Source organism: Paenibacillus sp. Y280 (assembly GCF_056786335.1).
In genome coordinates this window covers 38,863-64,727 of the sequence record NZ_JBXCIW010000016.1, presented here as the reverse complement: position 1 = coordinate 64,727, position 25,865 = coordinate 38,863, and the positions used below count along the sequence as shown (strand labels likewise).

The window sequence follows — 25,865 nt, the reverse complement described above, 5'->3', positions numbered from 1 at the left end:
GATTGTTAAATATCTGAACAATATGTTTTCTTCTCTTCTTTAAGCCATGCTTGAAACATTAATACATCCCACAAATGGTATTGCCAGTTCCTACTACCAGCTATGTGTTCATTCCATTTAATATGAATTGGTTCAGGGTTCAAGTAACCGTCATCCAACATGTTCTGCTTGTCAAGCAACCCTTCTGCCCACTCACGTAAAGGTCCTCTTAGCCATGAATCGATGGGAACCCCAAATCCCATTTTCGGTCTCTCTACCAGATCCTTCGGAATATATTTATAAAGAACCTCTCTTAATATCCATTTACTTTTACCATCTTTTATTTTCTGTCTTAATGGTGTTTGCCAAGCGAAATCAACTATTCGATGATCTAACATTGGCACCCTTGATTCCAAACTAACTCCCATACTAGCTCTATCAACTTTTACTAAAATATCGTCCGGTAGATATGTAAGCATATCCAGGTACATCATACGATTTGTAAAAGATTTTGTATCAATCCATTTAGCTACATCTGTAAGTGCCGTCAAAGGTTCCTTAGAATTAATCACTATCTCAGTTGGATATTTCCAATGAGAAACTAAATCGTAATATATTAATTCTGGATTGTTTATTTTTAGGATATCTGCAAGCTTGTGAAGTTTATCACCAAACTGTTTGTATTTATATTTATCAGGTAACATTGGTGATACGACTGAGAAAACACCATCCCATATTTGTGGAGAAATGCTTATTAATGCGCGCGATGAAATTTTACGAGCAATATCAGGTATTCTCTCAATTTTGCCCCACATACCTTCTGCTAATGAATATCGATTATATCCAGCAAACAACTCATCACCAGCATCACCTGATATTGAAACCGTCACAGATTTCCTAGCAAGCTCTGAAACTAAATATGTAGGAATTTGAGAAGAATCTGAAAATGGTTCATCATATAGGCTTGGTAGTTTAGGTATTACATCTATTGCAGTTTTAGAATCAATGTACAGTTCAGTATGGTCAGTACCAAGATACTCAGCAATCTTCTTCGCATGTACTGCTTCGTTGTAACCTTCTTCATTAAACCCGATTGTGAAAGTTTTAACTGGCTGATTATTAAGGGACTGCATGATTGCAGTAGTCGTACTAGAATCAATTCCACCTGATAAAAATGCTCCGAGAGGTACATCCGCTACCATCTGCTCGGAAATTGATTGTATAAGTAATCTTTCTAATTCAGAAACCGCCTCTTGATCAGATATCTCTTTAGTATTACTTAGACCATTTACTACGCTTGCTGCCAATGACCAATAAGTGTCTTCAGATACTTCGAAAGAATTCTTATTTGTATCTACAGTTAATATTGTACCTGGCTTTAATTTGTAAATATTTTTATATATACTGTACGGGCATGGAATGTAATTATGTCGGAAATAAAGGGCTAGCGCATCACGGTCTATTTCACCATTAAAATTCGGATGACGTTTAAACGATTTTAATTCTGATCCAAACATAAAAGTATTTTCTATTTGTCCATAGTATAGAGGTTTCTCTCCAATACGATCCCTTACAAGATGTAGTAATCGTTTACTCCTATCCCAAAGAGCAAATGCGAACATTCCAATAAATTTATTAGTAGCACTTTTTATACCCCAAGCTTCAATGGCAGCAAGCATTACCTCAGTATCTGAGTTCCCTCTAAATGTGAAACCACTATCTATTAATTGTTTTCTTATTTCCCTAAAGTTATAAATCTCACCGTTAAATACAATTACATACCTTTCTTCATTCGATAGCATTGGTTGTTGGCCCTCTGCTGAAAGATCAACGATCGCTAAGCGACGATGGCCTAATGCCACTCCATTTTCTTTATCTAACCAATGACCCCTTCCATCAGGTCCCCTATGCGCAATACTATTAGACATTTCCCTAATAATTCTATCCACGTCATATGAATAATTGCTATTTTTGCAATTTAAAAACCCAACAATTCCACACATATATTCACCTTCTGTCTAATAATTTTATGATTTTCTGTTATGTTTTACTTTCTTCTTGATGTATAGAATTAATATTGAGTATGCTAGCTATAACTAGCCACGCCGCACCAATAACTTGTAAGTTTTCCAAAGGATTTATTATCAAACTTGAGAACAAAAAAACGAAATATGAACTAAATAATCCTATATTAATATAGTTTGGTTCATTTTTAACTACTTTTATTGCTTTAACCAAACACATTATTAAGATAAATAAATAAATTAAAAACCCTACAACACCCAATTCGGTGAAAATTCTTAAATATTCATTATGAGTATTCGCTGATAATCCCCACATATTATAATTTCCACTCGTATAATTAAACGCTCCATAACCGATCCCAAGAAAGGGCTTCTCTTTTACAATTTCTATTGCAGAATATATCATTGCTAGTCTTACAAAATCTGAGTCTGATTGTGACGCATATCCATCAGATATATCGCCACTATATGTAACACTAATCCGAGACTCCATAAAAATAGGTAATACATACATGTATGAGATATACGAGGAAAACAATATTAAAACAATTAAAATTATTTTTAAAGCAAATGATTTAATCTTAAATAATAAACATAAAAAACAACCAGCAATTGATAGCGCAAGAGCAGCTCTTGAGTAAGTTAAGTATATTGCATAAAATTGCATTGATAGTATACCTAAAGTCATCAATTTAATTGAAATCTTTCTGTAAAAAAATACTTTACTGAATGTTATCGGCACACAAATAGCTAAATAGATACCTAAATAGTTTGGATTTGCAAAAGTGGCAGATATCCTCGAAAACTCAGAAGTATAGTATAAAAAAGATAGATTCGACGAAATTTCTGGTTGATAACTTTGTAAGATTACAAGACCAGATATTATTGCACTTGAAATTATAATTAAACTGTTAACTAATAAAATTTGTTGCTTTAATTTTAGATAATGTTTTATCACTATTAAAAATATTAAATTTAATACAAAGTACTTCAAGCCACTATAAATATTTTCATGGTAAACTGTGTTTACATTTGATAGCGCCCATTGTATCGATACAAGAGCATGTACAATAAGAAAAAAAACAGCAATGTCAATTTTGTCGAGTATATATTTTCTTTCTTTCACTACTTTTAGTATTATTAACGTGAAGAAGATCATAATAATTAAATCTTTCAGCCATATTACTGATACAATATGCGGATTTTTCATAGGAATAATTAAAACTAGAAAATATATGAAGTAATAAAAGTTTTTCACTGTTACTAAGCAGATTATTACTAACGAAAGTACAACTACAACTATAAATAAATTGTTTATTGTTAACCATCCAGTCACGCAAGCCAACAAAGTTAGCAATGCTATTAATAAATAATTATTAGCTTTAATGTGCATCATTATTTTCACCATTCAATACGACTTTTTACAAATTTTTGTATAAATTATGATACTGTCTCTTCATATTATTAATTGTGAAATTTTGTTCAATTAATTCCCTGCTCTTTTTTCCCATTGAATATCTTTTCTCCTTATTATTAACCAATTCTTCTATAGAATTTGCTAATTGCATTGAATCTTTAGGTTTAACAATATAGCCGTTCAAATTATGCTGGACAGCTTCTGCATTACCACCAACATCTGTAACTATAAGTGGTAATTCACATGCCATACCCTCAAGGATAGCGTTCGAGAATCCCTCCTCATAAGAGGATAACACCTGTATATCAGTTGTATTCAATATATTAACTACATCACTCCGGCTCCCTAAAAAAAGAATTTTACTTTCGACGTTATGTTCTTGGACCAATCTTTTTAACTCTTGTTCCATTCCTCCATCACGACCAACTAATAAAAAAGTTAAATTTGGATGCCTAGTCAATAAATAAATTGCCGCTTTGATAAATTCCTTATGCCCTTTGTAGTGAATTAAATTAGAGATGTTTGTTACTACTATGTCTTCAGAAGGTATTCCAATGTATTTCCTAAGCTCTTTACCTCCAGTATCATAGTTTTTTTTAAAACGTTCTGGATCTACTCCGTTGTAAATTAACTGAAGCTTCTTCTTATTAAATTTTTCTCTTATTAATGAATCCTTATATACCTCTTTAGAATTTGTAGTAACTACGTCAGTAAACAGATTAAGAATATTTTCTATTGTTTGCATATATATTTTTCTGTCTTTAAAATGCCCCATACTTCTTCTACTTGTAATTAAATACTTTACACCCGTTAACTTTGCTGCCATTCCACCAAAAATATTAGCCCAATATAAATAAGTATGAACAATTATAGGTTTATCCTTTTTCAGCTCACCAATCATAGCTAATATTGTTTTAATTACTCTTTTAATATACGACCATTTTGTATATTCATTATTTAATTTTAAACCAAAATCTTTCACTACAACTCCAATTAAATCCAATTCTTTTGCTAATATACCTTTTTCAACTAAACAATAAACTAGTGGATCATATAGGTTTTTATCCATAACCTTTATCAACTCAACTAGATGTCTCTCTGCACCACCTGAAGCAAGACTTCCTATGACATAAACAATTTTCTTACGAGGTTCTGATTTCATTATTTTCCTCACCTTTTATAAACATATTTAAGCGAATATTAAATATCTTATATCCAACTAGAAAAAATACAAAACTTAATGTTATCGCAATTATCAATTGAAAAAACATATTTAACTTATCATTATTGCTTGTCATCACGATTATTTTTATAAAGTACAAAAACAAACAATTACTTGTACTTATTAATATTATCTTAAATATCTGGACTTGAATTTCTCTTTTAACTAGATTCCCTATCCTTCTACGCAAAAAATAATAAAGTAATGTGGTGGTCACTAGTGTTGAAAGTGTTGTACTTAAAGCAATACCATTGTGTCCCATATATCGTATTAACACGATATTAAATACTATGTTTAATAACAAACCAATCAATGCAACATACACCTGAATAGTAACTGCCTGTAGTGCATTATAAACTCTTGCAAATATATTTCCACACAAAACTATATAGATACTAATTGAGTAATAAACCCAAGCACTAGACGTATTAGTCACTGATTCTTGGTTAAAAGCCCCTCTCTCAAATAATAAGCTCACAATCAAGTCTCCAAATACAATAATAATTGACACTATCGGAAATAATATTGCACTATATAAATAGAGTATTTTATTAACATCTTCTTTTAATTCGTTCATTCTACCTTCGCTTACAAATTGAGAAAAGCTCCTTAACAGAGTTAACGATAACGTCATTACAAATATTTGTACTAGCATACTATGTAATTTGTCAGCATAGCTAAGTGCCGCAATTGCCCCTTCATACAATCTACTAGCCATTATTTGATCTATTAATGGACTTGCATGACCTAAAGTAGCACTTATTAAAAGAGGAAGCATAAGAACATACATTTTACTTGCTTCTTTACTTTTAAGTACAATTCCTTTTGGTAATATAATTCTAAATCTTTTTAAAAATAATAGTTGTATTATGATATCCGTAATTGATCCAATTGCTAAACTGTAACATAAAGAATAAATGCCATAATTATTAAAGCAAATAAGATATCCTATAGAAACTATAGCTCCTACTAAAGAAGACAATGCGGGGAACCAATAATTCCCTTTCGTTTGATAAAGATTGTTTATAAGTATTATTATGCAATTAAATAGAAACATAAATATTAAAATTTTACTTAAAGACACTGCAAGACTCAATTGATCTACATTAAAACCAATCGATAAAACATTCAAAATATTCCTCGACTGAGAGACATATACAATTGAGAGTACTATCACCAAGGCAATAACTGAAAGACTAATCCCCTTATAAATTTGTAATGCCTTTGTCTCCCCCAATGATTTCATGCTTGAAATTAATATTGGAATTAATGCCCCCTGCAATGGTCCCATAAGAAGACCTGAAAAAAGGGTCGGTATATTTAACGATATTAAAAAAACATCTAAATTACCATTTGTTCCAAAGAGGTTTGCAATGATAATATTTTTAGAAAAACTAATACAGTTATTTAACAGAACAAAAACCATTAGAATAAAAGTAGCATTTTTAAAAATATTTACGTGAGTCTTATTAAATTGATAGACTTTCATGATGCACGCACTTTTCTACGCATATTATAAATATCATACTTAATATATAAACCTAAAATAATTAATAGGAGAGGAAAACCATTTTTAAAATACTTAGAGGTTATTTGTGCATTTAGTAAAATTTCACTTTTTATGTTAAATTGAGCCCCCTGAGATATGGTCGTATAACTATTATCTTCCCGACTTATATATATGGAGACCAGTTCTTCAAGATTAGCTTCGTTATATTTTTTTTCATTGTATGATGTCCTTATCTGTTCTGAACTATGGCTTAATTCTTCTACACTTAAAATTTCCCCTATATCGTTTTCAGGTATTACCTCATAGTCTGGATCATACATATGCCAATCATTATCGTACCAAGCTTCCATAACAACATGACCATTTAATCCTACATGCCTTACAGTAATTCCAGCTTTCTGAGCAAGCTTTAATAATATAAAAGATGACTCGCTGCAAATAACTGAATAACCATATTTCAGTAAATCATTTGGTTCTCGAATCAATTGAAACTCCACGTTAATTAAACCTAAACCCCATAAGAACCAATTACTAAAAATATTATATTTCGCATTTTCACCATGGGTAAATCGTTCTGCTGTAACGTTGAATAATAACTCCATTTTTTCATTACTAGATAGTTCTTTCATTTGGCCATTAACTCTATTCTCTGCTTCTTTATACAACGCATTAAGAGTAGATGTTTTATTAACTAGATTTATATCGAATTTTTCAAAATCACGAGCAGATTTGTTATTATACTGCCCTAAGCGAGTTGACCCCAGAAAAGAAAATATAAGCAATAACAAACCGCTTATTAAACAAATATTTGATGTGATATTTTTTTTTTTCAACTAAACACCAACTCCCATTACAATTAAAACATGTTAATGTACGGTTTCGCGTAACCATAACATCTAATAACACTTTATCTAGATTATTGCTACTCATTCAATTCTTCTTTTAAGACCTCATCATGGGTATTGCCCTGACTCATACCATATTTCTCTGCAACCCTAATTAACTCATCATACTGCTCAGCTGTTAATCTTTTAAGTATAATACTACGGGCTGCTTTCTTTTCTTCCACAGTCATCCCTCCACTTAAAATGTCTTGTAGTTCTTTAATATCCGACATTTTAAGCTCTTTAAGAAGTACTGATGTTATCTGCGTTTTCTCAGCAACTGTTATCTTATCTTGAAGATCTCTAGCCTTATCAATTGAAATTTCAGGAGTATATATTTCTGTCATTTTTTCATTTTTTTTAGTCGCGATAATCTTATCTTCATTCCTTGCATAGCCCTGATCAATGTCATCAACAACTTTTGACGCATCATTTATGGATACATTCATATCAACAGCAGTTTCTGAAACAGTTTGCTTGTCTGCATTCGTATTATTTATATTATTATTCATTGTTGCTGTCACATCATTTAACAAATTATTCTCAAGATCTGCAGCTAATGTAGAAATAAGCTTATCCACAGCATAATTAGCTGCAAATAAGCCTCCCACTCCTAGTATGACAATAATCGATGCTACCCAAATTAATATCTTCTTCCATTTTTTCTTACGCATATGTAATCTCCTCCGCTCTCATAGACTGTCTGTTAGGATACATGTGAATAAAAAGGAACAAGATGCTCTATAACGTCTTTTATCGAATGTTGATTTTCCCCAATAACTTTTTCAATTCGTTTGAACTGAAGCTCAAGCTCAACTCTATTAATCTGTGTTGGCTTTGCAATGTAAATTCGCTCATGTTGTGTCGAAGATACTGCTTCTTCATCGGTTAACAGCTCCTCGAATAGCTTCTCGCCTTCTCGCATACCGCTAAAGTTGATTTCAATATCCACATTAGGCTCATAGCCTGACAATCGGATGAGATCCTGCGCTAGATCCAGAATACGGACCGGCTTGCCCATATCCAGGACGAAGATTTCGCCGCCTTTCGCGAATGAACCCGCTTGAATAACTAACTGCACGGCTTCAGGTATGGTCATGAAATATCTCACCATATCGGGATGGGTTACGGTAACAGGACCGCCTGCAGCAATTTGCTCTTTAAATCTAGGTATTACACTGCCGCGACTTCCTAGCACATTCCCGAATCGTACCGCTACAAACTGTGTTTCACTTATTGAGTTAATACTCTGTATGTACATCTCTGCAATTCTCTTGGTCGCTCCCATAATGCTGGAAGGATTAACGGCCTTGTCAGAGGAAATCATTACGAATCGCTCCGTTTTATATTTGTCTGCACAATCCGCTACATTTCTTGTCCCAAACACATTGTTTTTTACTGCCTCTGATGGATTTCGCTCCATGAGTGGCACATGCTTATGGGCGGCTGCATGGAACACAACCTGCGGTTTAAACTTGCGGAATACATCATCCATACGACCGCGGTCTTGAATATCTGCAATAACCGTTTCCAAATGAACATTCGGAAACTTTGTTCTGAGCTCCATCTCAATCGTATAAATGCTGTTCTCACCATGTCCAAGCAGCAGCAGACTTGAAGGCTTGAAAGCTGAAATTTGTCTGCAAAGCTCTGAACCAATTGATCCGCCAGCACCTGTCACAAGAACGACTTTATCCGATACGTAATTAGCTATACCCTCTAAATCCGTTACAACAGGTTCTCTTCCAAGCAAATCCTCCACTTCAACATTACGCAGCGATTTTACAGCGAGCCGGCCTCTAATAAAATCATTAATAGAAGGAATAATTTTGACTTTTGCTCCGGTCAGCTTGCAAATATTTATTATCTCTGTTATTTGAACCCGCTTAGCGGAAGGCAATGCGATAATGATGTCATGAATTTTATGCTTAGCTACAAGCTCTTCAATGTTCAAGCGAGCTCCAAGCACTGGCAAACCTACGACTTGCATATTGCGTTTATGAGGATCGTCATCTATAAAACCTATAATTTGATTTCCCAAAAAGCTATTGCTCGTCATAAACTCCTTTGCAATAAGCGCTCCGCAATCCCCAGCGCCTACGATAATCACGTTGTTCGTTAAAGCGGTCTTTTTTGTTCTATTTACTCGTATTAAGCGCCACAGGAAGCGCGATCCTCCCATAAACAACAGCATTAGCTCAAGCGTTCTTGAAGCAATAGATAAAGGAACACGTTCTCCATTTAGTACGTAGGTTGCTCCGTATGATAAAATAAGGCCGATTAAAATTGCTCTGGCAAGCTCAATAATTTCCCCAATACTTGCATATTGCCACATTCTTCTGTACATGCGGAAATACGCTAGGCTGCTGCTGCATATAATGGTTGTTAGAAATGCAAACTCGAGCATTTGTGTTTCGTAGATGGGAGGGATGCTTCCATTAAAGCGAAAGAGATAGGATATCCCAATCGCTATCCATATAACACAAATATCAACAACTAGTATGATTAGCATTCTGTTCTTATTACTCACCTAGCTCATCCCTCCATAGCAATAACCATCTACGAACAATTCTCTTATTTATCTTGTACACCATAATAATAGTAATAAGATTCTTCATTCGCTTTGCGCTTCACATTATTGAGCACGACACCTATAATCCTTGCATTCACGCCTTCTAGGTTCTTTAATGCCTTGCTTGCAATTTCTCGCTTCACCTTGCCTTGGTCAACGACCAAAATGACACCATCACTCTTCGTAGATACAATCTGAGCATCGGTTACTGCAAGCAAAGGCGGCGTATCGATTAAGATGATGTCATACATTATTCTTAGCTGCTCAATTATAGCGGTCATCCGTTTAGAGTTCATCATCTCAGCCGGGTTCGGTGGAATAGCTCCCGATGTAATGACATCAAGATTAGGGACTTCCGATACTTGTATGACTTCCTCTAAAGAGCATTGCTGTGAAATAACGGTGGATAGCCCCAAGCGATTAGATAAAGAAAACGTATGATGGGCGGTTGGCTTGCGAAGATCGGCGTCGATTAGAATAACCCTCTTCTCCGATTGTGCGAAAGTCACTGCCAGATTCGTAATGGTGGTCGACTTTCCTTCGCCAGGGCCCGCTGATGAAACCATTAACACTTGAAGCTTCTCATCTATGGAAGAAAACTCAATGTTTGTCCGCAACGCGCGATAGGATTCCGAAATAGGGGATCGAGGATTCGTTAGCGTAATAATCTGACGCTTATTTTTCAATCGAGACACGCTCTAATTCACCTGCCTTGTAGGGTTGTTTGGTTTTGCTGGTTTGGCTTGAATTAGTTTCCTCCGTATTCATTCTTGAGATCATCGCAAGCGTAGGCTGGCCCAAATATTGCAGCACATCTGCTTCGGTCTTAATGGTGTCATCCATATATTCAAGCAAGAATGTAATCCCAACTGCAATCATCAAAGACACAACAAAAGCAATTGCGATATTTAGCGGAACATTAGGCGCTACTGGACTTGGATTTGCACTTACTACCGCTTCATTCAAAATCGATACATTCTCGACCTTAAAGATATGCTGGATCTCTTCCCGGAACACATTAGATACAGCATTTACGACTTGAGCTGCTTGCTTATAGTCAACATCCTGCACGACCAACGTCATAACTTGGGTATTGTTAACGGAGCTGACCTGAATCTTTTGCGAAAGCTCAGTTGCCGTTAAGCCAAGCTGAGGATATTGCTGTGCTACTTTATCCAATATCGCAGGTGTCTTAATGATTTCTTTGTACGTATCGATCATCTTAATATTTGAATTTATTTGATTGATATCAAGCTGCCCGGTTGCTAATTGTGTTGTAGTTTGGTTCACGATTATTTTTGTAGAAGCCTCATAAACTGGGTCTTTAAAAAAAAGACTGACAACGGCAGCTGCCGCTGTACAAACAAAGACAAACAATATAATAAGAACTAATCTCTTCTTTATTATCGCCATGTATTGTCGTAAATCTAGTTCGTTAGACACTCCATATTCCTCCATATGATATAGTCATTTAGAATGACAATATATTCCTTATGAACTATACCCTATTACGTAATAATCTATAATCTTACAATATTCTATGGTTTTCGGAAAAAAATCTTCCTCCCATCTACATGAGAGGAAGATTTTACCTATACTAATGACTAGTTTTCAAACTTTAGCGCTCTATAAATAGTGACTGCTGCTTCTGCGCGAGTCGCGTTATTGTTAGGCAAGAATTTGCCAGCGTCTCCGATTACGATTTTGTGTGTGGCTGCAAATGCAACGCCATCTTTCAATGTAGCGCTGATTTTACCTGCATCCGCAAAGTCTTTCAAAGCTGCGTTAAGATCAGTCACATCAGTTGCACCTTGCGATACTTTCAATGCGCGAGCAATCATTGTTGCCATCTCAGCACGAGTAATCGTTGCGTTAGGATCAAACTTTGAAGCTGAACGTCCGTTGATGATCTTTAGTTGTACGGCTGCAGCTACGTAAGGCGCATGCCATTCGCCAGCTTTCACATCATCAAAGCTTTCAGTCGCGGAACCATTCTCCAAATCAAGTGCACGGATAAGCATTTTCGCAAACTCAGCGCGTGTTACTTTATCCTTAGGTGCAAATACACCTGCAGATTTGCCTTCAATAGCACCCTTGGCAGCTACTACTTGAATTTCACGTCCAGCCCATTTGTCAACAGAAGCAATATCGCTGAACGAAACTTTGTTTTCTACGACTACATAAGATGAGAATGAATCACGTGACTCAACAATGGAATTGCCCTTAACGCGTCCGCCGTGATATACAAGCTTGCCATCGACGATTTTCGCTACAGACAGAAGCTCTTTATCAAGACCTGTCGTATCGCCTAGAGGGATGCTGATAACGATCGGTTGATCAAATGTTGTTTTCGCAACGCCGCCAACTGTCAGTTTGAAATCATAAACTTCCGACACCGATTTCAAAGTGCCTACAACCGCAGGAGTCGCATCAGTCTTCTTGATCGCAAGACCGATAGCAGACGAGAATGAACCGCCAACTGGAACCGTCACTTCGAATTTGCCGACTGTGAATGCTACACCTGACACACTTCCAGCAGCAGCAGCTTTTACAACTGCATCAGAAAGGTTAATTACAACGTCCTTCTGCGCTAAAGTACCAAGATCAATTTTCACAACAGTCTTAGCAAACGTAGAAGTCGGCGCCAGCTCTTTAACTTTCGCTGCAATCGCATTAATACCAGAAATCGTAGATAATACGCTGTTTTCATCCAATTGAAGAACAGCTTGTCCATTTACAGTTTTTACATTCGCAGATGCATTAACGGTTGCCAGCTTCGCAACCTCTGCTTGCGCATCTGTAACGAATTTAGTAATTAGAGCCGTTTTCTCAGCTTCAGTCGCTTTACCAAGCGCTGCTTTCAAATCATTCAGCAATTTGTCAGTCGTTTCTGGAAGTTTAACCGTTGTCACTTCAGGGCCTGAACCGCCAGGAACGCCACCAGGCGTTGGATTTGGTTTGGTCAGAAGAGATTCATACGCAGTGAATAAAGCAACAGCAGCTGCATTAAACACTTTATCGTCTTTAACTTCTTCTCTTGAACGCGTCAATACTTCAAGCACGTCAACTGTATTCACCTTGTAATGAACGAACACTTTCTGAACATCATATTCTGTCTTCGACAATTCGGTAATGACGTCTTTCATCAATTGCTTTAAGCCGTCCTTATCGGTCATAAGAGCGAGCAGATCCACCAATTTTTTACCATTGACCTGCTTAACGAGCTCTTCCTGAATATCTAAGAAATATGTAGCGATTTCTTCAACCGTCAGATCATTCACACCTGCTTCAGTAGCAAACTTTTGAAGCACTGTTCCATAATTTGTACGCAGGTCTTCAAGACCATCTACCGAAGGTGAATAAGACAATTTCACTGCATCAATGAAAAGATTCTCCAATTGGGCTTTTTCATCGTTAGATGGGTTGAACTTGTCAACGATTGGTTGTACGATATTGGCCTTTTGACTAGAGGTCAAACTGTCAAGCTTAGCTTGAAGCGTTTTAACTTCGTCATCGCCATTTGTCGCAACTAGTGCGTCACGAAGCTTCTTAATCTCAGTAATCAGCGGAGAATCAGCCAAGGACGCCGCATAAGCAACACCGCTTACTCCAAGCTTCTCTGCCAAACCTTTGCTGCTAAGCGGAATTCCAGCGAAAGCCGTGAGGGCTACGCTCGCTGCAATTGTAGATATTGCTAGTTTTTTTCTTAATGTCACTCTATACTCACTCCTGTATGTAGAATAGTTGCATTCATCTGATAGATGAATGTCTAATAAAACCAATTTGATTACGTTCAGTATGTAATTGCTTCAACTGTCATTAACGCTAGAGCTGTCTATCTTTTGTAAAAATAGGAAATGAAACGACGGACGACTCCGTCCTTGGTAGTTGCTGCAGCCGGTTGAGAATGGAATGGCTCGTCCGCAATTACGGATTGGGCATTCATCTGCAAGTAGCTCACCCATTGTTCTCCCATCCGCCTCTCAATAGCATCATAGGCTTCGCGCAGTCGAAAACCGCGCCGCTCAACATGATGAGCATCGGATGAAACAATATGGATATGTCCAGTTTTTAGCAGCGACCATGCGGATTGTTCAATACGCTTACCGAACCCCCCTAGCAAGGAATGGGTTGTAACCTGTGCGAATGCTCCCGCTTCTATCAGCTCGGCTAATCGTTCAGGATGCTTCACAACCTCTGCGTTTCTTTCAGGATGGGCGATAATAGGCTTGAGGTTTAACATATTAAGCTCGTGAACGACCTCAATCATACTCTTCGGTATACGGGAGGAAGGCATTTCTATTAATACAAAGCTGGAGCCAGCTAAAGAGAGCAGCTCATTCCTATTCCAAGCATCTAGCAGATCATCATGGACTCGAATTTCTTGACCGGTCCTAATAGTAACAGGCACACCTGCTGCCAATAACTGTTCGTTAATGGAGGAAGTGTGCTCTGCTACGATGTCTGCTGTATTGGTATAGGTCCCATTGGCGTGGTGCGGTGTTGCAATGATTGTTGTAATTCCCTCTGAAACGGCTGCCCGGGCCATATTCAAAGTATCATCAAAACTCGCTGCACCATCATCCAATCCGGGTAATATGTGGGTATGGATGTCTATCATGCTGATCTCACTTCCTAGTAGATTTTGATCAAGAGCTCCTGATAGGCAGGTATGATCTTATTCTATCACAGGAAGATAGAACTTTCAGCACTTCACCATACATTTCGACAGTTCTTTTTTCACACTTTGGTTATTATATCCTAGATTTGCCAAAAACGATAGTCAAATGCTGTAAAAACGATCATTTGTTCAGAAAAATTTCAGATTATAGCAGCTCTTTGCGCAGCTCAGCAGCAGATTTTGGCGAAAGGTAGGCGAACGGTATGTCGAAAACAGTCTTCGCTCCGGCCTGTCCCTCGCGGGCAAGCTTATACGCCGCTCTAGCATAGGCAACTAGAACGCTCGCCGTAAACTCTGGATTGCTGTCAAGCTTCAATCCAAATTCAATGATCTGCGTGCTGCTCTCGCCTGTCTTGCCGCTGCGAAGCACCATCCCGCCATGCGGCATCGAGGAATGCTCAGCCTTCATCGTTGCTTCGTCAATGAAATGAACCGTCGTATTGTAATCGGAAAAGTAATTTGGCATCGTGCGGATTTCTTCCGCAATCGCCTCCTGATCAGCGCCTTCCTCAGCTACGATATAGCAATCACGGATATGCTTATCGCGCGTAGCAAGCTCTGGATTTTCTCCGCTGCGCACACGATCTACCGCTTCGTCGCTCGGGATTGTGTATTGCACGCCTTGCTTAACGCCCTTCACCCGGCGGATCGCGTCGGAGTGGCCTTGGCTTACACCCTTGCCCCAGAACGTATACTCCTTGCCTTCAGGCAAAATCGATTCCGCAAGCAAGCGGTTAAGCGAGAACAGGCCTGGATCCCAGCCCGTTGAAATGACGCTTACTTTATTGCTCACCTTCGCTGCCCCATCTACTTGTTCGAAATATTCCGGTATGCGCGCATGCGTGTCAAAGCTGTCTACCGTATGGAACAAGCGTGCAAAAGCAGGACCCTGCTCCGGCAGATCCGTCGCCGAACCGCCGCATAGAATCATTACGTCTATATCATCAACGAAGCGCTCAGCATCTTCGATCGCATATGCTTTTGCAGCAGATGGAATGGATGCCGGGTCTCTCCGCGTAAATACCGCGTCCAGTTTCATATCCGGATTTTGTCTGATCGCGAGCTCTACGCCGCGTCCCAAATTGCCATAGCCTACGATACCGATGCGAATCTGTTCTGTCATGTGCTGTCACCTCTTCTTATTTTATATCGTGCTTAGATCCAGCCTCTTGCTTCCATTGCCGCCGCGATCCGTTTAATCGAAATCATATAAGCAGCCGTACGAAGATCGGTATTATGCTCCTTAGCAAGGTCGCGAACAGCTACGTAAGATAGAATCATGTTCGTCTCCAGCTTCTCAAGCACTTCCGCTTCGCTCCAGTAGTAGTTCATCAAGTTCTGCACCCACTCAAAGTACGAAACCGTCACACCGCCGGCATTTGCAAGCACATCCGGAATGACCGTAATGCCATGGCTGGCAAGCACGCGGTCCGCCTCCGGTGTCGTTGGGCCGTTAGCAGCTTCTGCAACGATTTTCGCTTTGATACGATCCGCATTCGCAGCCGTAATGACGTTCTCTAGTGCAGCAGGTACCAATATGTCGACATCGAGCTCAAGAAGGGCTTCATTGGAGATGGAGCAGGAATCGCCGTATTCACGGATGGAAGACGTATCCTTTAGGATGGAAATTCTCTCGATATCCAATCCATTTGGATCATAAACGCCGCCTTTGGAATCGCTGACAGCAACAATTTTACAGCCTGCTTCGCTAAGCAAACGCGCTGCAATACGGCCTGCGTTGCCATAGCCTTGAATGGCGGCAGTCGCATTTTGCACAGGAATACCTTTATCTTGGAGCGCTGCCAAAATCGTATAAACGCAGCCTTGCGCTGTCGCTTCATTACGACCCTTCGAGCCGCCCAAAATTAGCGGTTTACCTGTAATCACGCCTGGCGAGTTGGCGCCCTTCAGTCTGCTGTACGTATCCATCATCCAGCCCATAACTTGCGGCGTTGTATATACATCTGGTGCAGGAATATCTTTATCCGGACCTACGAAGTCCACGATAGATTCCATGAATGCACGGCTCACGCGCTCAAGTTCGCCCTTGCTAAGCAGACGCGGATCGCAAATAACGCCGCCCTTGCCGCCGCCATATGGCAGTCCAACAACGCCGCACTTAAAGCTCATCCACATGGACAGCGCTTTAACCTCGTCAAGCGTCACATCAGGGTGAAAGCGAATGCCGCCCTTAGTTGGTCCAATCGCATCATTATGCTGGGCACGATAACCTTCGAACACGCGGATCGAGCCATCATCCATACGAACGGAGAAACTAACCGACAGCACGCGCTTCGGGCGCTTTAAGATTTGCGTGACATGCTCAGGCAGATTCAGATGCGCTGCTGCCGCATCAATTTGCTGCTGTGCGATTTGGTACGGATTTAACGTTTCTTCAACTATACTCACTGTCATTTTAGGCTCAGTCCTTCTTCGTTAAAGTTCGACTCCCATTCCATTTAAAAGCCGCTTTTTTGATTTTACCTTTTTCAATTCTATTTTAAAAGGAATTTTTCGTTAAATAGTGCAAATATTCTTTCAATAAATCCATTGTCATGTTAGGTTTCATTAGATGATAGTAACAATAACACCTGACATAAGCTGTATAATTATTCCTATTTTTCTAAACGGATCATCATTTCCCAGCGTCATATGTTACCTTTAGCGCCCCTCAGCTATCTTCATTCACTGATGAATGTCATGTTTCTGAGGCAATGACCGCCAGCATTCACCATTCCCCTTCTCAACCTAAAAAAAGGAGCTGTCCTAGAGCACACTGGCCCCAGAACAACTCCTTATGTATGAAAGCTCACATCTTACGATTGCCAGCAGCTTGCGCCGCTTGAATCGACGTTCCCATTAAAGCATCTGTCCGCCTGTTTTCGCAGCAGGAATGATCGGTTCTACCTTCCGCTTGCGCTCTATGCTGATCCAGATCAAGCCAGCGGCCATGCAGCCGGCACCGCACATTTGAATGAATGCAATCTTCTCATCGAACATAAAGTAGCCGGCAAGGACTGCCGCTGCGGGAACCGCATAACGGAAGAAGTTCGAGCGAGTCGCTCCTACCTTAAACATGCAAGCGTTCCACAGAACAAAAGCCAGTACTGTGCAAATAAGCACATTGTAGCCAACGGATAAATAATGGCCAGCGTTTAGAGCGGACCAGTCCGTCTGTCCCCATGAACCAAAGGTTAACGGCAGCATGAACAATGATCCAAACGCGATGGTCCAAGTGCTCACCCGAAGAGCCGAGTATTGCTTCATCAGCGACATCGAGCTGAGATTAAATAACGGTCCAATGATGCTCACGCCAAACGCCATCGCGTTGCCGAGCATATTTTCAGAAGAAAGACTGAAGCCCTCTTCTCCGCCCAGTATAACTAAGCTTACGCCGACAATCGAGATTGCGCCGCCGACGATAAGCCGAAGCGTAATCGATTCCTTCACGAAGAGCGGTGCGAACAAAGCAGCGAAGATCGGCCACGGCGCTACGTTGAGGAGCGACGCATTCGCCAAAGTCGTATATTTGATCGAGTACATGACCAAGATTTCAAGCAGTGTAATGCCAACCAGTCCAATGAGCGCCAGCTTCGGCACGATGCGCCAAGGAATGCCCACGCTTCCCTCGGTCAGCTTCAGGATAAGGAAGAAGAATGGAAGTGCCAATCCAAATCTCAAAAAAGCAAATACAATCGGGTTAAACGATTCCATCGCCAGACGCGAGATGCCGAAGTTCGCTCCCCATACAACTGCAATGAGCACAAGACCGCCGTAATTCATCCATTTGTTATTCATTCTGTTCGCCCCATCTATTCGCAAATGTTACAAGCTAGAAAATCCTCATTTATCATAGCATGCGCACAGGTTAAAATATTTAAGAGATTTAGCTTATTTCTTATGCATTTTAAACTCGAGGAACAGCTCGTTGTAATGGGCCAGCATTTTTTTGCCGAGATTGTCGTACACCTCAAGCCTGCCGGTCAGCTCCTCATTCGGATAAAAACGGTCATCGCCTGCTATATCCTCCGGCAGCAGCGCCAGCGCTGCTTGGTTTGGCGTCGAGTAGCCGACATACTCCGCATTTTGCGCCGCAACCTCGGGGTCGAGCATAAAGTTAATAAATTGATGCGCGCCCTCGATATTCCGGGCTGTCTTTGGAATGACCATATTATCGAACCACAGGTTCGAGCCTTCCTCCGGCACGACATAATCGAGCTTATCGTTCTCGTCCATAATTTCCGAAGCATCTCCGGACCAGACGAGGCCGACAGCCGCCTCTTCGCTTGCCAGCAGCATCTTGATCTCGTCGCCTACAATCGCCTTCACGTTTGGCGTCATCTTCAGCAGCTTCGCCTTCGCCTCCTGCAAATGCGCTTCATCGGTATCATTGAGCGAATAATGCAGGCTGTTCAGCCCCATGCCCATAACCTCGCGCGCGCCGTCCAACAGCAGGATTTGATTGCGGAGGCTCTTGTCCCACAGATCATCCCAGCTGGAGAAGTCGAGATCGCCCACAAGCTCAGGATTGTAAATAATGCCGACCGTTCCCCAGAAATAAGGGATCGAATACGCATTGTCTGGATCAAACGACAGATGCATGAATCGCGGATCGATATATTTCAGGTTCGGAAGCTTCGAATGGTCGAGCTCGAGCAGAAGGCCTTCCTCTTTCATTTTGCTAATCGCATACTCGGAAGGAACGCTCACGTCGAACGTGGTGCCGCCTTGCTCGATTTTGGTCATCATCGCTTCATTCGAATCAAACGTTTGGTAGATGACCTTAATGCCAGTCTCCTCCTCAAAGCGTTCAAGCAGCTCGGGATCTACATAATCTCCCCAGTTATAAATCGTCAATGTATTGTCGCCGCTGTAGCCCTCGCTTGAATTCAGATAGGCAGTCAAGTAGATAAGCCCAAAGGAAACAACAAACACGACAGCGAACATGCGCACAAGCTGTTTCATTAGCGGCCCTCCTTCATAGACGGCTTCATGTTCCGTTGATTAATAAAGTAGTAGCCGACGACCAGTACAATCGTAAATAGGAAAATAAGCGTCGATAACGCGTTGATCGATAGCGATACGCCTTGGCGCGCCCGCGAATAGATCTCGACCGAAAGCGTCGAGAAGCCATTGCCCGTTACGAAGAACGTGACTGCGAAATCATCAAGCGAATAGGTTAACGCCATAAAGAATCCGGCGAATATGCCTGGCTTAATGAACGGCAGCATCACCCGCGTCAGCACCTGCCATGAGTTTGCCCCAAGATCACAAGCGGCGTCAACAAGCGTCGAGCTCATCTCCTGCAGCTTCGGCAGCACCATAATGACGACGATCGGCACGCTGAACGCGATATGCGACAGCAGCACGGACACGAAGCCAAGCTTAATGCCGATAATAGTAAACAGGATTAAGAACGAAGCTCCGATAATGACATCCGGACTGACTATCAGTACGTTATTGAGCGTCAGCAGCGTTTGCTTAGGCCTGTTGCTCCGTATGTGATGGATGGCGATTGCGCCAACTACGCCCAAAATCGTCGAGATCGCCGCAGACAGCAGCGCAATGACGAATGTATTCAGCACAATGATGAGCAAGCGTGTGTCAGCGAACACTTCTTTGTAATAATCGAGCGTGAAGCTCTCGAAATTGCGCATCGAACCGCCGCTATTGAACGAATAGAACATTAAATAGAAAATCGGTGCATAAAGGACTACGAATATGAATAGGAGATACAGGTTGGACCATTTATTTTTTCCGCGCATCGGCTGCACCTCGCTTTCGATTGCCGGTTATAAGCATCATCGCAGCCATTGCCAAAATCAAGAATACCGCAATGGTCGCGCCCATCCCCCAGTCCTGCGTCACGAGAAAATGCTGCTCGATTGCCGTTCCGAGCGTAATGACGCGGTTGCCGGCGATGAGCCGCGTAATCATAAACAGCGACAGCGCTGGGATGAATACGGCCATGCACCCGGATTTCACGCCGCTGATCGTCAGCGGAAAAATAACGCGGCGGAAAGTCGTCCAAGCCGATGCGCCAAGATCACGCGCCGCGTAGACGAGCGATGGATTCATTTCCTCCAGCGCATTAAAAATCGGCAAAATCATGAACGGGATAAAGATATAGACCGATACGAATATAAAGCTGAAGTCGGTGAACAATATTTGCTTATTTCCGATGCCGATCGCTTCAAGCGCCGAATTGACGAAGCCGTATGTACCGAACAAGCCGATGAACGCGTAAGCCTTCAGCAGCAGATTAATCCAGCTTGGCAATATGATGAGCAGCAGCCAAAGCTGTTTATGCTTCGTTCTTGTTAGCAAATATGCCGTTGGATAGGCCGTAAGCAAGGAGATGGCTGTAATGAGAAACGCATACCAGAACGAGCTAAGCGTCATGCGCAAATAAACCGGCGTAAAAAACTTTGCGTAATTGCCCAGCGTGAAGTTGCCCTCCACATCGAAGAGCGAGTAATACGCAACTAAGACGATCGGCGCAACGACGAACAGCACGATCCAAGCCATATAAGGGATGAGATAAAAGCTGCGCGACTTATTTGACATCGCCGGCCTCGCTGTATGCTTCAAGACGCTTATCGAATTCTTCTTCTGTCTCGCCAAGCCGCATGACGTGAATCGCTTCTGAATCGAACGTCAGTCCGATTTGCTCCCCGACCGTCGCATTGCGCGTGGAATGGACAAGCCATTCATTGCCCGACTCATCGTAGCAGCATATCTCGTAATGAACGCCGCGGAACAGCTGTGAATCTACGCGCACCTGGAGCTTGCCATTATCCGAGGAAGTAATCTCCAAGTCCTCCGGCCTAATTACGATATCGACTGCCTCGTTTGGCGTCAGCCCTTGGTCGACGCATTCGAACGAGCGGCCTGCGAACTCCACCTCGAAATCGCGTGCCATCCTGCCCGGCACAATGTTGGACTCTCCGATAAAATCAGCGACAAAACGGTTGATCGGCTCATCGTAAATGTCCGTAGGCGTTCCGCTCTGCTGAATCTTTCCTTCATTAATAACAAATATCTCGTCGGACATGGCCAGCGCTTCCTCTTGGTCATGCGTAACGAATATAAACGTAATGCCAAGGCGGCGCTGCAGCTCGCGCAGCTCGTACTGCATTTCTGTACGAAGCTTCAGATCCAGCGCGGAGAGCGGCTCGTCCAGCAAAATAATTTCCGGCTCATTCACGATCGCGCGGGCGATCGCAACGCGCTGCCGCTGGCCGCCGGACATCTCGGTAATTTCCCGCGATTCGTAGCCGTTCAAGTTGACGAAGCGCAGCGCTTCCTTCACTTTGGCGGTTACATCGGCGTTCTTGAGCTTTTTGATGCGCAGGCCGAAGGCGACATTTTCGAACACGTTAAGATGGGGGAACAGCGCGTAATCCTGGAATACGGTGTTCACCTGACGCTCGTTCGCCGGCACGCGATTAATGACCTTCCCGTTAAAATAAATCTTCCCCTCAGAAGGCTCGGTAAAGCCCGCGATCAGTCTGAGAATCGTCGTTTTGCCGCAGCCGGACGGGCCCAGCAGCGTGTAAAATTTGCCTCGATCTATCGTAAAGCTGACGTCCCGAAGAACAGCGGCATCATTATGGTCATATTGCTTTGTGACATGCTCAAAGCGAATGATTGTTTGATCTATCATCTGGCATTCCCCATTCCACTTTGCATAATTTAGAAGAAACAATAGAGATTATACAGCATCCCTGAAAATCAGCAATAGTAAAAGAGAAAAACGTGAATGATAACGTTTTCTAGCGAATTCAGTTGAATAACAGATATTATAGCATCCGAAGTCGGCTTCTCATCTATTTCGGTCCTTAAAACAAAAAACCGGCCATTAAGGCCGGTTCATTCAAGATTATTTGCTATTATGACATAACAGGCGTTACTTCTCCTTCAGTATCTTTCTCTTTCCGGTGGGTTACGATAAAGACGGTAAGCGTCAATCCTGCAAAAAGAATCGTATAGCCCGCCAGCAAAGCTGCATAATTCCACATCGAGTCAAAATTACCGGTGGATACAACATCCTTAAAGCCTGCCACTGTGTATGTCATAGGCAGCCAAGGCGTTACCTTCTGCAGCCAGTTTGGAATGAGTTCAAGCGGGAATGTTCCTGCCGAGCTCGTCAATTGGAATATCAATATAACGATTGCGACGAAGCGTCCCGGATCACCCAGCGTTGCTACGAAAAATTGAACTAGCATCATGAATGTAATACTGGTCAATATCGAGAACATGATGAATAGCGGTACGCTCTGTACTTCAAGGTGAAGAAGGAAGAAGAGAGCCGCATCTGCTATGAGAGCTTGTATCGCACCAATTAGAACGAGCGTTAACGCCTTGCTCGCAAACCAGCTCCAAGCATTAGCCGGACGAATCGCCGGCACACGCACCGGATATACAATCGTAATAAGAAGTGCACCTACAAATAGGCCGAGTGACAGGAAGTAAGGCGCGAAGCCCGTTCCATAGTTCGGTACTTCGTTTACTTTTTCAACATCAAGCTTAATCGGATCTGCGAACATATTTACCATGTCGTCGCTAAGTTCCAGGCCAGCCGTCTTGTCGGAAGCATCACTTAGCTTGCCAGACAGCTCATGAGTGCCTTCATCCAGCTTCAGCAAGCCGGAAGATACCTGCTGCGCGCCATCCTTAAGCTGCGTCGAACCATCTACGAAAGGATTGATGCTCGTCGACAATTTATCCAGGCCTGCTGTCAGCTCAGATACACCGCTGTCGAGCTGCTTCGCGCCTGCAGCCAGCTTCGAACCGCCAGCACTCGCTTCGCTAAACTTCGCGCCGAATTGCACCATACCGCTCGTAAACTTGCTTGCGCCTGCAACCAGCTTCTCGCCGCCCGCTCCAAGTTGATTACCTGCTTCCGCAGCACCCTGAAGCTTCGCATCGAACGTATTTAGCCCTTCAGAAAGCTTTACTAGACCATCGTTCAACTTGCTTATTCCGCCATTTAATTGTTGCTGAGAAGCAGTTGACCTCGTTAAACCTGCCTCCAGCTCTTTGCTTGCAGCAAGCAGCGCACTGAAACTCGCATCTTGCGCCAGACTCGAATTCGACTGAGCAAGCTGCTCAAGCCCCTTCGACAGCTTAGCTGCTCCAGCCTCTAGATCTGCTGTTCCAGTCGAGGCTGCATCAAGTCCACCTGCAAGCTGTACTGCAGCTTGCTGTGCATTTAAAGCGCTTGACGCCAGCTGATCACTTGCTCCCGACAGCTGCGACAAGCCTGCGCTCAGCTTCACTGCACCATCTCCAACACCCTTCGCGCCTTCACCAAGCGATGCACCTGCGTCTCCAAGCTGCTGCTGCGCTGCGCCAAGCTGACCTAGCCCGTTGGCAAGATTAGCAGCCCCAGTGTTTAGCTCACCACTCCCTGAAGCAAGCTTTTGTCCGCCTGCATCAAGTTTGGCGACCCCTTCCTGCAGCGACAACGAGCCGCTGACAAGCTTGGTGAGGTTTTGCTCAATTAGCAATGCGCCATCCTTTGCTTTCGTCGTGCCGTCAGCGATTTCTCCCGCTCCATCGCTCGCTTGACCAATTCCATCAGCCAATTGTTCCATTTGCTCGAACACCGTACGCGTATAAGCCGAAGTTACCTCTTTGTTCAGCAATACTTTCAACTGGTCAATCGCCGTATTCCCGATTTGTGAAGCTAGGAAGTTATAACCTTCATTCGGCAGATACATGAGCTGCGCCGGAGACGGCGCGTCTGAAGTAAGGGAAGTCGTCTTCTCCGAAAAATCAGCAGGAATTTCAATTGCCATGTAATAGCTGTTATCCTGAAGACCCTCGTTCGCTTCCTCCTTGCTTACAAAAACCCAATTAAACTTTGGATTTTTCTTCAATTGTTCCTCGAAATCCTGTCCAATATGCATCTGCTTGCCATTAAACTCTGTACCTTTATCTTCATTTACAATTGCAACCGGCAAATCAGCCAGCTTTGCATAGGGATCCCAAAATGCCATAAGAAACATTGCCGTATATAATACTGGAATGGCCAGTACCGCAATGACCGCTATAAGCACCTTCTTATTACGTCCGATTGCTGCTAATTCCTTGCCAAATTGTTGTAATCCTTTTAACTTCAAACCATTCATCCTCCTATAAACTAATTGACTGTTATTCTCATTTGGTCACTCTTTTACAAAAAAAGCGCCTTTATTCTGGAGACAATCCTCCCTGCAAATAAAAGCTCATCTGCTCTGCAACTCCACCCTTATCCAGGGGCTCGTATCTCTTCTTCCAATCCACGGTGAGCGCCATATACAGCTTCAGCATAATAAATGCCGTCATTTGCGGCTCACAACGTTTTAATTCGCCCTTTTCAATCGCCCGTTGCACCTCTTGCTGAATATAGACCACGACCGCCCGCTCCAGTTGTTCAATACCTTCTTGCGCCATTGGCGTACCAATCTCTCTCACTTCATGCGCCAGCTTCATCGCCAGTTCATGCTCCTCGCGGAAATCAAACATTCGTTCCAGCACAGCATTCAAGTTGTCGAAGAATTTACGATTCGGATCTAAAACCTGCTCAGCAACATGCTTCATGTCTTTAATCAAGCGATTCATAATTTCCTGAAACAACTCTTCCTTATTCGTAAAAAATGTGTAAATAGTACCCTTGCCTACGTTAGCAATCTTTGCAACCTGATCCATTGTCGTGGCCTTATATCCGAATAATGCAAAAGACTTTGCCGCCGCATCGATGATTTGCTGCCGTCGGTCAACTGCCATTTTGTCACCCCCTGAATAATTGACCAAAAAACCATTCCGGTCACTTTTCTAAAAGTATTCTAGCACGGCGATCTTCATATTGCAATAGCTGAATTGCTGTTTCATCTAGACAAGATGACATTATCCTTAAGATAACGGTATAATAGGTAAACGGTCATCCAAGCCTATCCAAACCTAATAAAAGGAGTGTATCCCTTATGTCATACAAAGAAATTACATCTATTGAAGAATGGAATAACGTTTATGAGGCTTCCGCTGCTCGTCCGCTCGTTGTCTTCAAGCACAGCACAACTTGCCCGGTCAGCGCGAACGCTTACCAAGAGTTCAATCAATATCTTGACGGCAAGCCAAGAGAAGACGTGGAATACGTGCTTGTGAAGGTTATCGAGTCTCGTCCGGTGTCCAACCAAATTGCTGAAGACACGTCCGTGAAGCACGAGTCGCCGCAAATTATTTTTATCGAGAAAAAAGAAAAAGTATGGACAACTTCCCACTGGTCCATCACGAAGGCTCATATTACGGCTGTGCTTGACTAAGCATTACACAGTAATAGTAAGAGGTTCTACTAATAACTCTCAACCTTTCGCTTCTATGCGCAAGGCTGGGAGTTTTTTTTGTTATTGTACAAATACCAACTGGATTTTTATCACTAAATAAACTGGAAAAGTTGGTATTTCAAAATTGTCAAAAGCGAATGAGTATTTCTTTTTTTATCCATAAGCTACTTTTTCAATCCAGTATTTTCATGTGATTTATGCTGCTTGTTGTTCGTTATTGTTCTTTATGCTGCCATTATTCCATTT

21 protein-coding genes are annotated in these 25,865 nt (G+C 41.9%); 1 reads left to right on the top strand and 20 read right to left on the bottom strand.

The window, feature by feature from the left end:
* Nucleotides 1–5: 5 nt before the first annotated feature.
* The 20 genes from asnB to AC1TPC_RS19240 all read right to left on the bottom strand — a co-directional run bounded on the left by asnB (nt 6) and on the right by AC1TPC_RS19240 (nt 25,062).
* Nucleotides 6–1,982, bottom strand: a complete 1,977-nt coding sequence (gene asnB / locus AC1TPC_RS19335) for an asparagine synthase (glutamine-hydrolyzing) (RefSeq protein WP_482068433.1) — start codon at nt 1,980–1,982, stop codon at nt 6–8.
* A 37-nt stretch (nt 1,983–2,019) separates the two neighbouring features.
* Nucleotides 2,020–3,399 (bottom strand): O-antigen ligase family protein, encoded by a 1,380-nt coding sequence (locus tag AC1TPC_RS19330; RefSeq protein WP_482068432.1) that lies wholly within the window; start codon nt 3,397–3,399, stop codon nt 2,020–2,022.
* A 25-nt stretch (nt 3,400–3,424) separates the two neighbouring features.
* On the bottom strand, nt 3,425–4,582 hold the full coding sequence (locus AC1TPC_RS19325) for a glycosyltransferase (RefSeq protein WP_482068431.1): 1,158 nt from the start codon (nt 4,580–4,582) through the stop codon (nt 3,425–3,427).
* A complete protein-coding gene (gene murJ / locus AC1TPC_RS19320; protein WP_482068430.1) occupies nt 4,563–6,131 on the bottom strand; it encodes a murein biosynthesis integral membrane protein MurJ in 1,569 nt (522 codons plus the stop codon). The genes AC1TPC_RS19325 and murJ overlap by 20 nt, the downstream gene beginning before the upstream one ends.
* The gene (locus AC1TPC_RS19315) at nt 6,128–6,985 is read right to left on the bottom strand and encodes a hypothetical protein (RefSeq protein ID WP_482068429.1); all 858 of its coding nucleotides are present in this window, start codon (nt 6,983–6,985) and stop codon (nt 6,128–6,130) included. Before AC1TPC_RS19315 ends, murJ begins: the two co-directional genes overlap by 4 nt.
* Before the next feature lie 89 nt (nt 6,986–7,074).
* Nucleotides 7,075–7,710 (bottom strand): hypothetical protein, encoded by a 636-nt coding sequence (locus tag AC1TPC_RS19310; protein WP_482068428.1) that lies wholly within the window; start codon nt 7,708–7,710, stop codon nt 7,075–7,077.
* Between the two features lie 32 nt (nt 7,711–7,742).
* Nucleotides 7,743–9,566: a polysaccharide biosynthesis protein gene (locus AC1TPC_RS19305; RefSeq protein WP_482068427.1), complete on the bottom strand. Its 1,824-nt coding sequence runs from the start codon at nt 9,564–9,566 to the stop codon at nt 7,743–7,745.
* A 44-nt stretch (nt 9,567–9,610) separates the two neighbouring features.
* Nucleotides 9,611–10,303 carry a CpsD/CapB family tyrosine-protein kinase gene (locus tag AC1TPC_RS19300; RefSeq protein ID WP_482068426.1) on the bottom strand — a complete coding sequence of 231 codons (693 nt, stop codon included), beginning with the start codon at nt 10,301–10,303 and terminating at the stop codon, nt 9,611–9,613.
* Nucleotides 10,284–11,051: a YveK family protein gene (locus AC1TPC_RS19295; RefSeq protein ID WP_482068425.1), complete on the bottom strand. Its 768-nt coding sequence runs from the start codon at nt 11,049–11,051 to the stop codon at nt 10,284–10,286. Before AC1TPC_RS19295 ends, AC1TPC_RS19300 begins: the two co-directional genes overlap by 20 nt.
* A gap of 161 nt (nt 11,052–11,212) precedes the next feature.
* The gene (locus AC1TPC_RS19290) at nt 11,213–13,324 is read right to left on the bottom strand and encodes an S-layer homology domain-containing protein (protein ID WP_482068424.1); all 2,112 of its coding nucleotides are present in this window, start codon (nt 13,322–13,324) and stop codon (nt 11,213–11,215) included.
* A gap of 119 nt (nt 13,325–13,443) precedes the next feature.
* Nucleotides 13,444–14,229 carry a tyrosine-protein phosphatase gene (locus AC1TPC_RS19285; protein ID WP_482068423.1) on the bottom strand — a complete coding sequence of 262 codons (786 nt, stop codon included), beginning with the start codon at nt 14,227–14,229 and terminating at the stop codon, nt 13,444–13,446.
* A 205-nt stretch (nt 14,230–14,434) separates the two neighbouring features.
* Complete coding sequence (locus AC1TPC_RS19280; RefSeq protein ID WP_482068422.1) at nt 14,435–15,412, bottom strand: diaminopimelate dehydrogenase; 978 nt, start codon at nt 15,410–15,412, stop codon at nt 14,435–14,437.
* Between the two features lie 32 nt (nt 15,413–15,444).
* Nucleotides 15,445–16,704, bottom strand: coding sequence for a Glu/Leu/Phe/Val family dehydrogenase (locus AC1TPC_RS19275; protein WP_482068421.1), 1,260 nt, complete (start codon nt 16,702–16,704; stop codon nt 15,445–15,447).
* 444 nt (nt 16,705–17,148) lie between these two features.
* Nucleotides 17,149–18,087 carry a DMT family transporter gene (locus AC1TPC_RS19270; protein WP_482068420.1) on the bottom strand — a complete coding sequence of 313 codons (939 nt, stop codon included), beginning with the start codon at nt 18,085–18,087 and terminating at the stop codon, nt 17,149–17,151.
* Nucleotides 18,088–18,180: 93 nt separating this feature from the next.
* Entirely contained in the window at nt 18,181–19,254 is a 1,074-nt protein-coding gene (locus AC1TPC_RS19265; protein WP_482068419.1) for an ABC transporter substrate-binding protein, read from the bottom strand.
* Nucleotides 19,254–20,054 carry an ABC transporter permease gene (locus AC1TPC_RS19260; protein WP_482068418.1) on the bottom strand — a complete coding sequence of 267 codons (801 nt, stop codon included), beginning with the start codon at nt 20,052–20,054 and terminating at the stop codon, nt 19,254–19,256. The genes AC1TPC_RS19265 and AC1TPC_RS19260 overlap by 1 nt, the downstream gene beginning before the upstream one ends.
* On the bottom strand, nt 20,038–20,856 hold the full coding sequence (locus AC1TPC_RS19255) for an ABC transporter permease (RefSeq protein WP_482068417.1): 819 nt from the start codon (nt 20,854–20,856) through the stop codon (nt 20,038–20,040). Before AC1TPC_RS19255 ends, AC1TPC_RS19260 begins: the two co-directional genes overlap by 17 nt.
* Nucleotides 20,846–21,955 carry an ABC transporter ATP-binding protein gene (locus AC1TPC_RS19250; RefSeq protein ID WP_482068416.1) on the bottom strand — a complete coding sequence of 370 codons (1,110 nt, stop codon included), beginning with the start codon at nt 21,953–21,955 and terminating at the stop codon, nt 20,846–20,848. Before AC1TPC_RS19250 ends, AC1TPC_RS19255 begins: the two co-directional genes overlap by 11 nt.
* 226 nt (nt 21,956–22,181) lie before the next feature.
* Nucleotides 22,182–24,416, bottom strand: coding sequence for a YhgE/Pip family protein (locus tag AC1TPC_RS19245; RefSeq protein WP_482068415.1), 2,235 nt, complete (start codon nt 24,414–24,416; stop codon nt 22,182–22,184).
* 70 nt (nt 24,417–24,486) lie between these two features.
* Nucleotides 24,487–25,062 carry a TetR/AcrR family transcriptional regulator gene (locus AC1TPC_RS19240; protein ID WP_482068414.1) on the bottom strand — a complete coding sequence of 192 codons (576 nt, stop codon included), beginning with the start codon at nt 25,060–25,062 and terminating at the stop codon, nt 24,487–24,489.
* A gap of 197 nt (nt 25,063–25,259) precedes the next feature.
* On the opposite strand from AC1TPC_RS19240, the gene ytxJ reads away from it, so the two are divergent.
* Entirely contained in the window at nt 25,260–25,598 is a 339-nt protein-coding gene (gene ytxJ / locus AC1TPC_RS19235) for a bacillithiol system redox-active protein YtxJ (RefSeq protein ID WP_482068413.1), read from the top strand.
* The last annotated feature ends 267 nt before the right edge of the window (nt 25,599–25,865 follow it).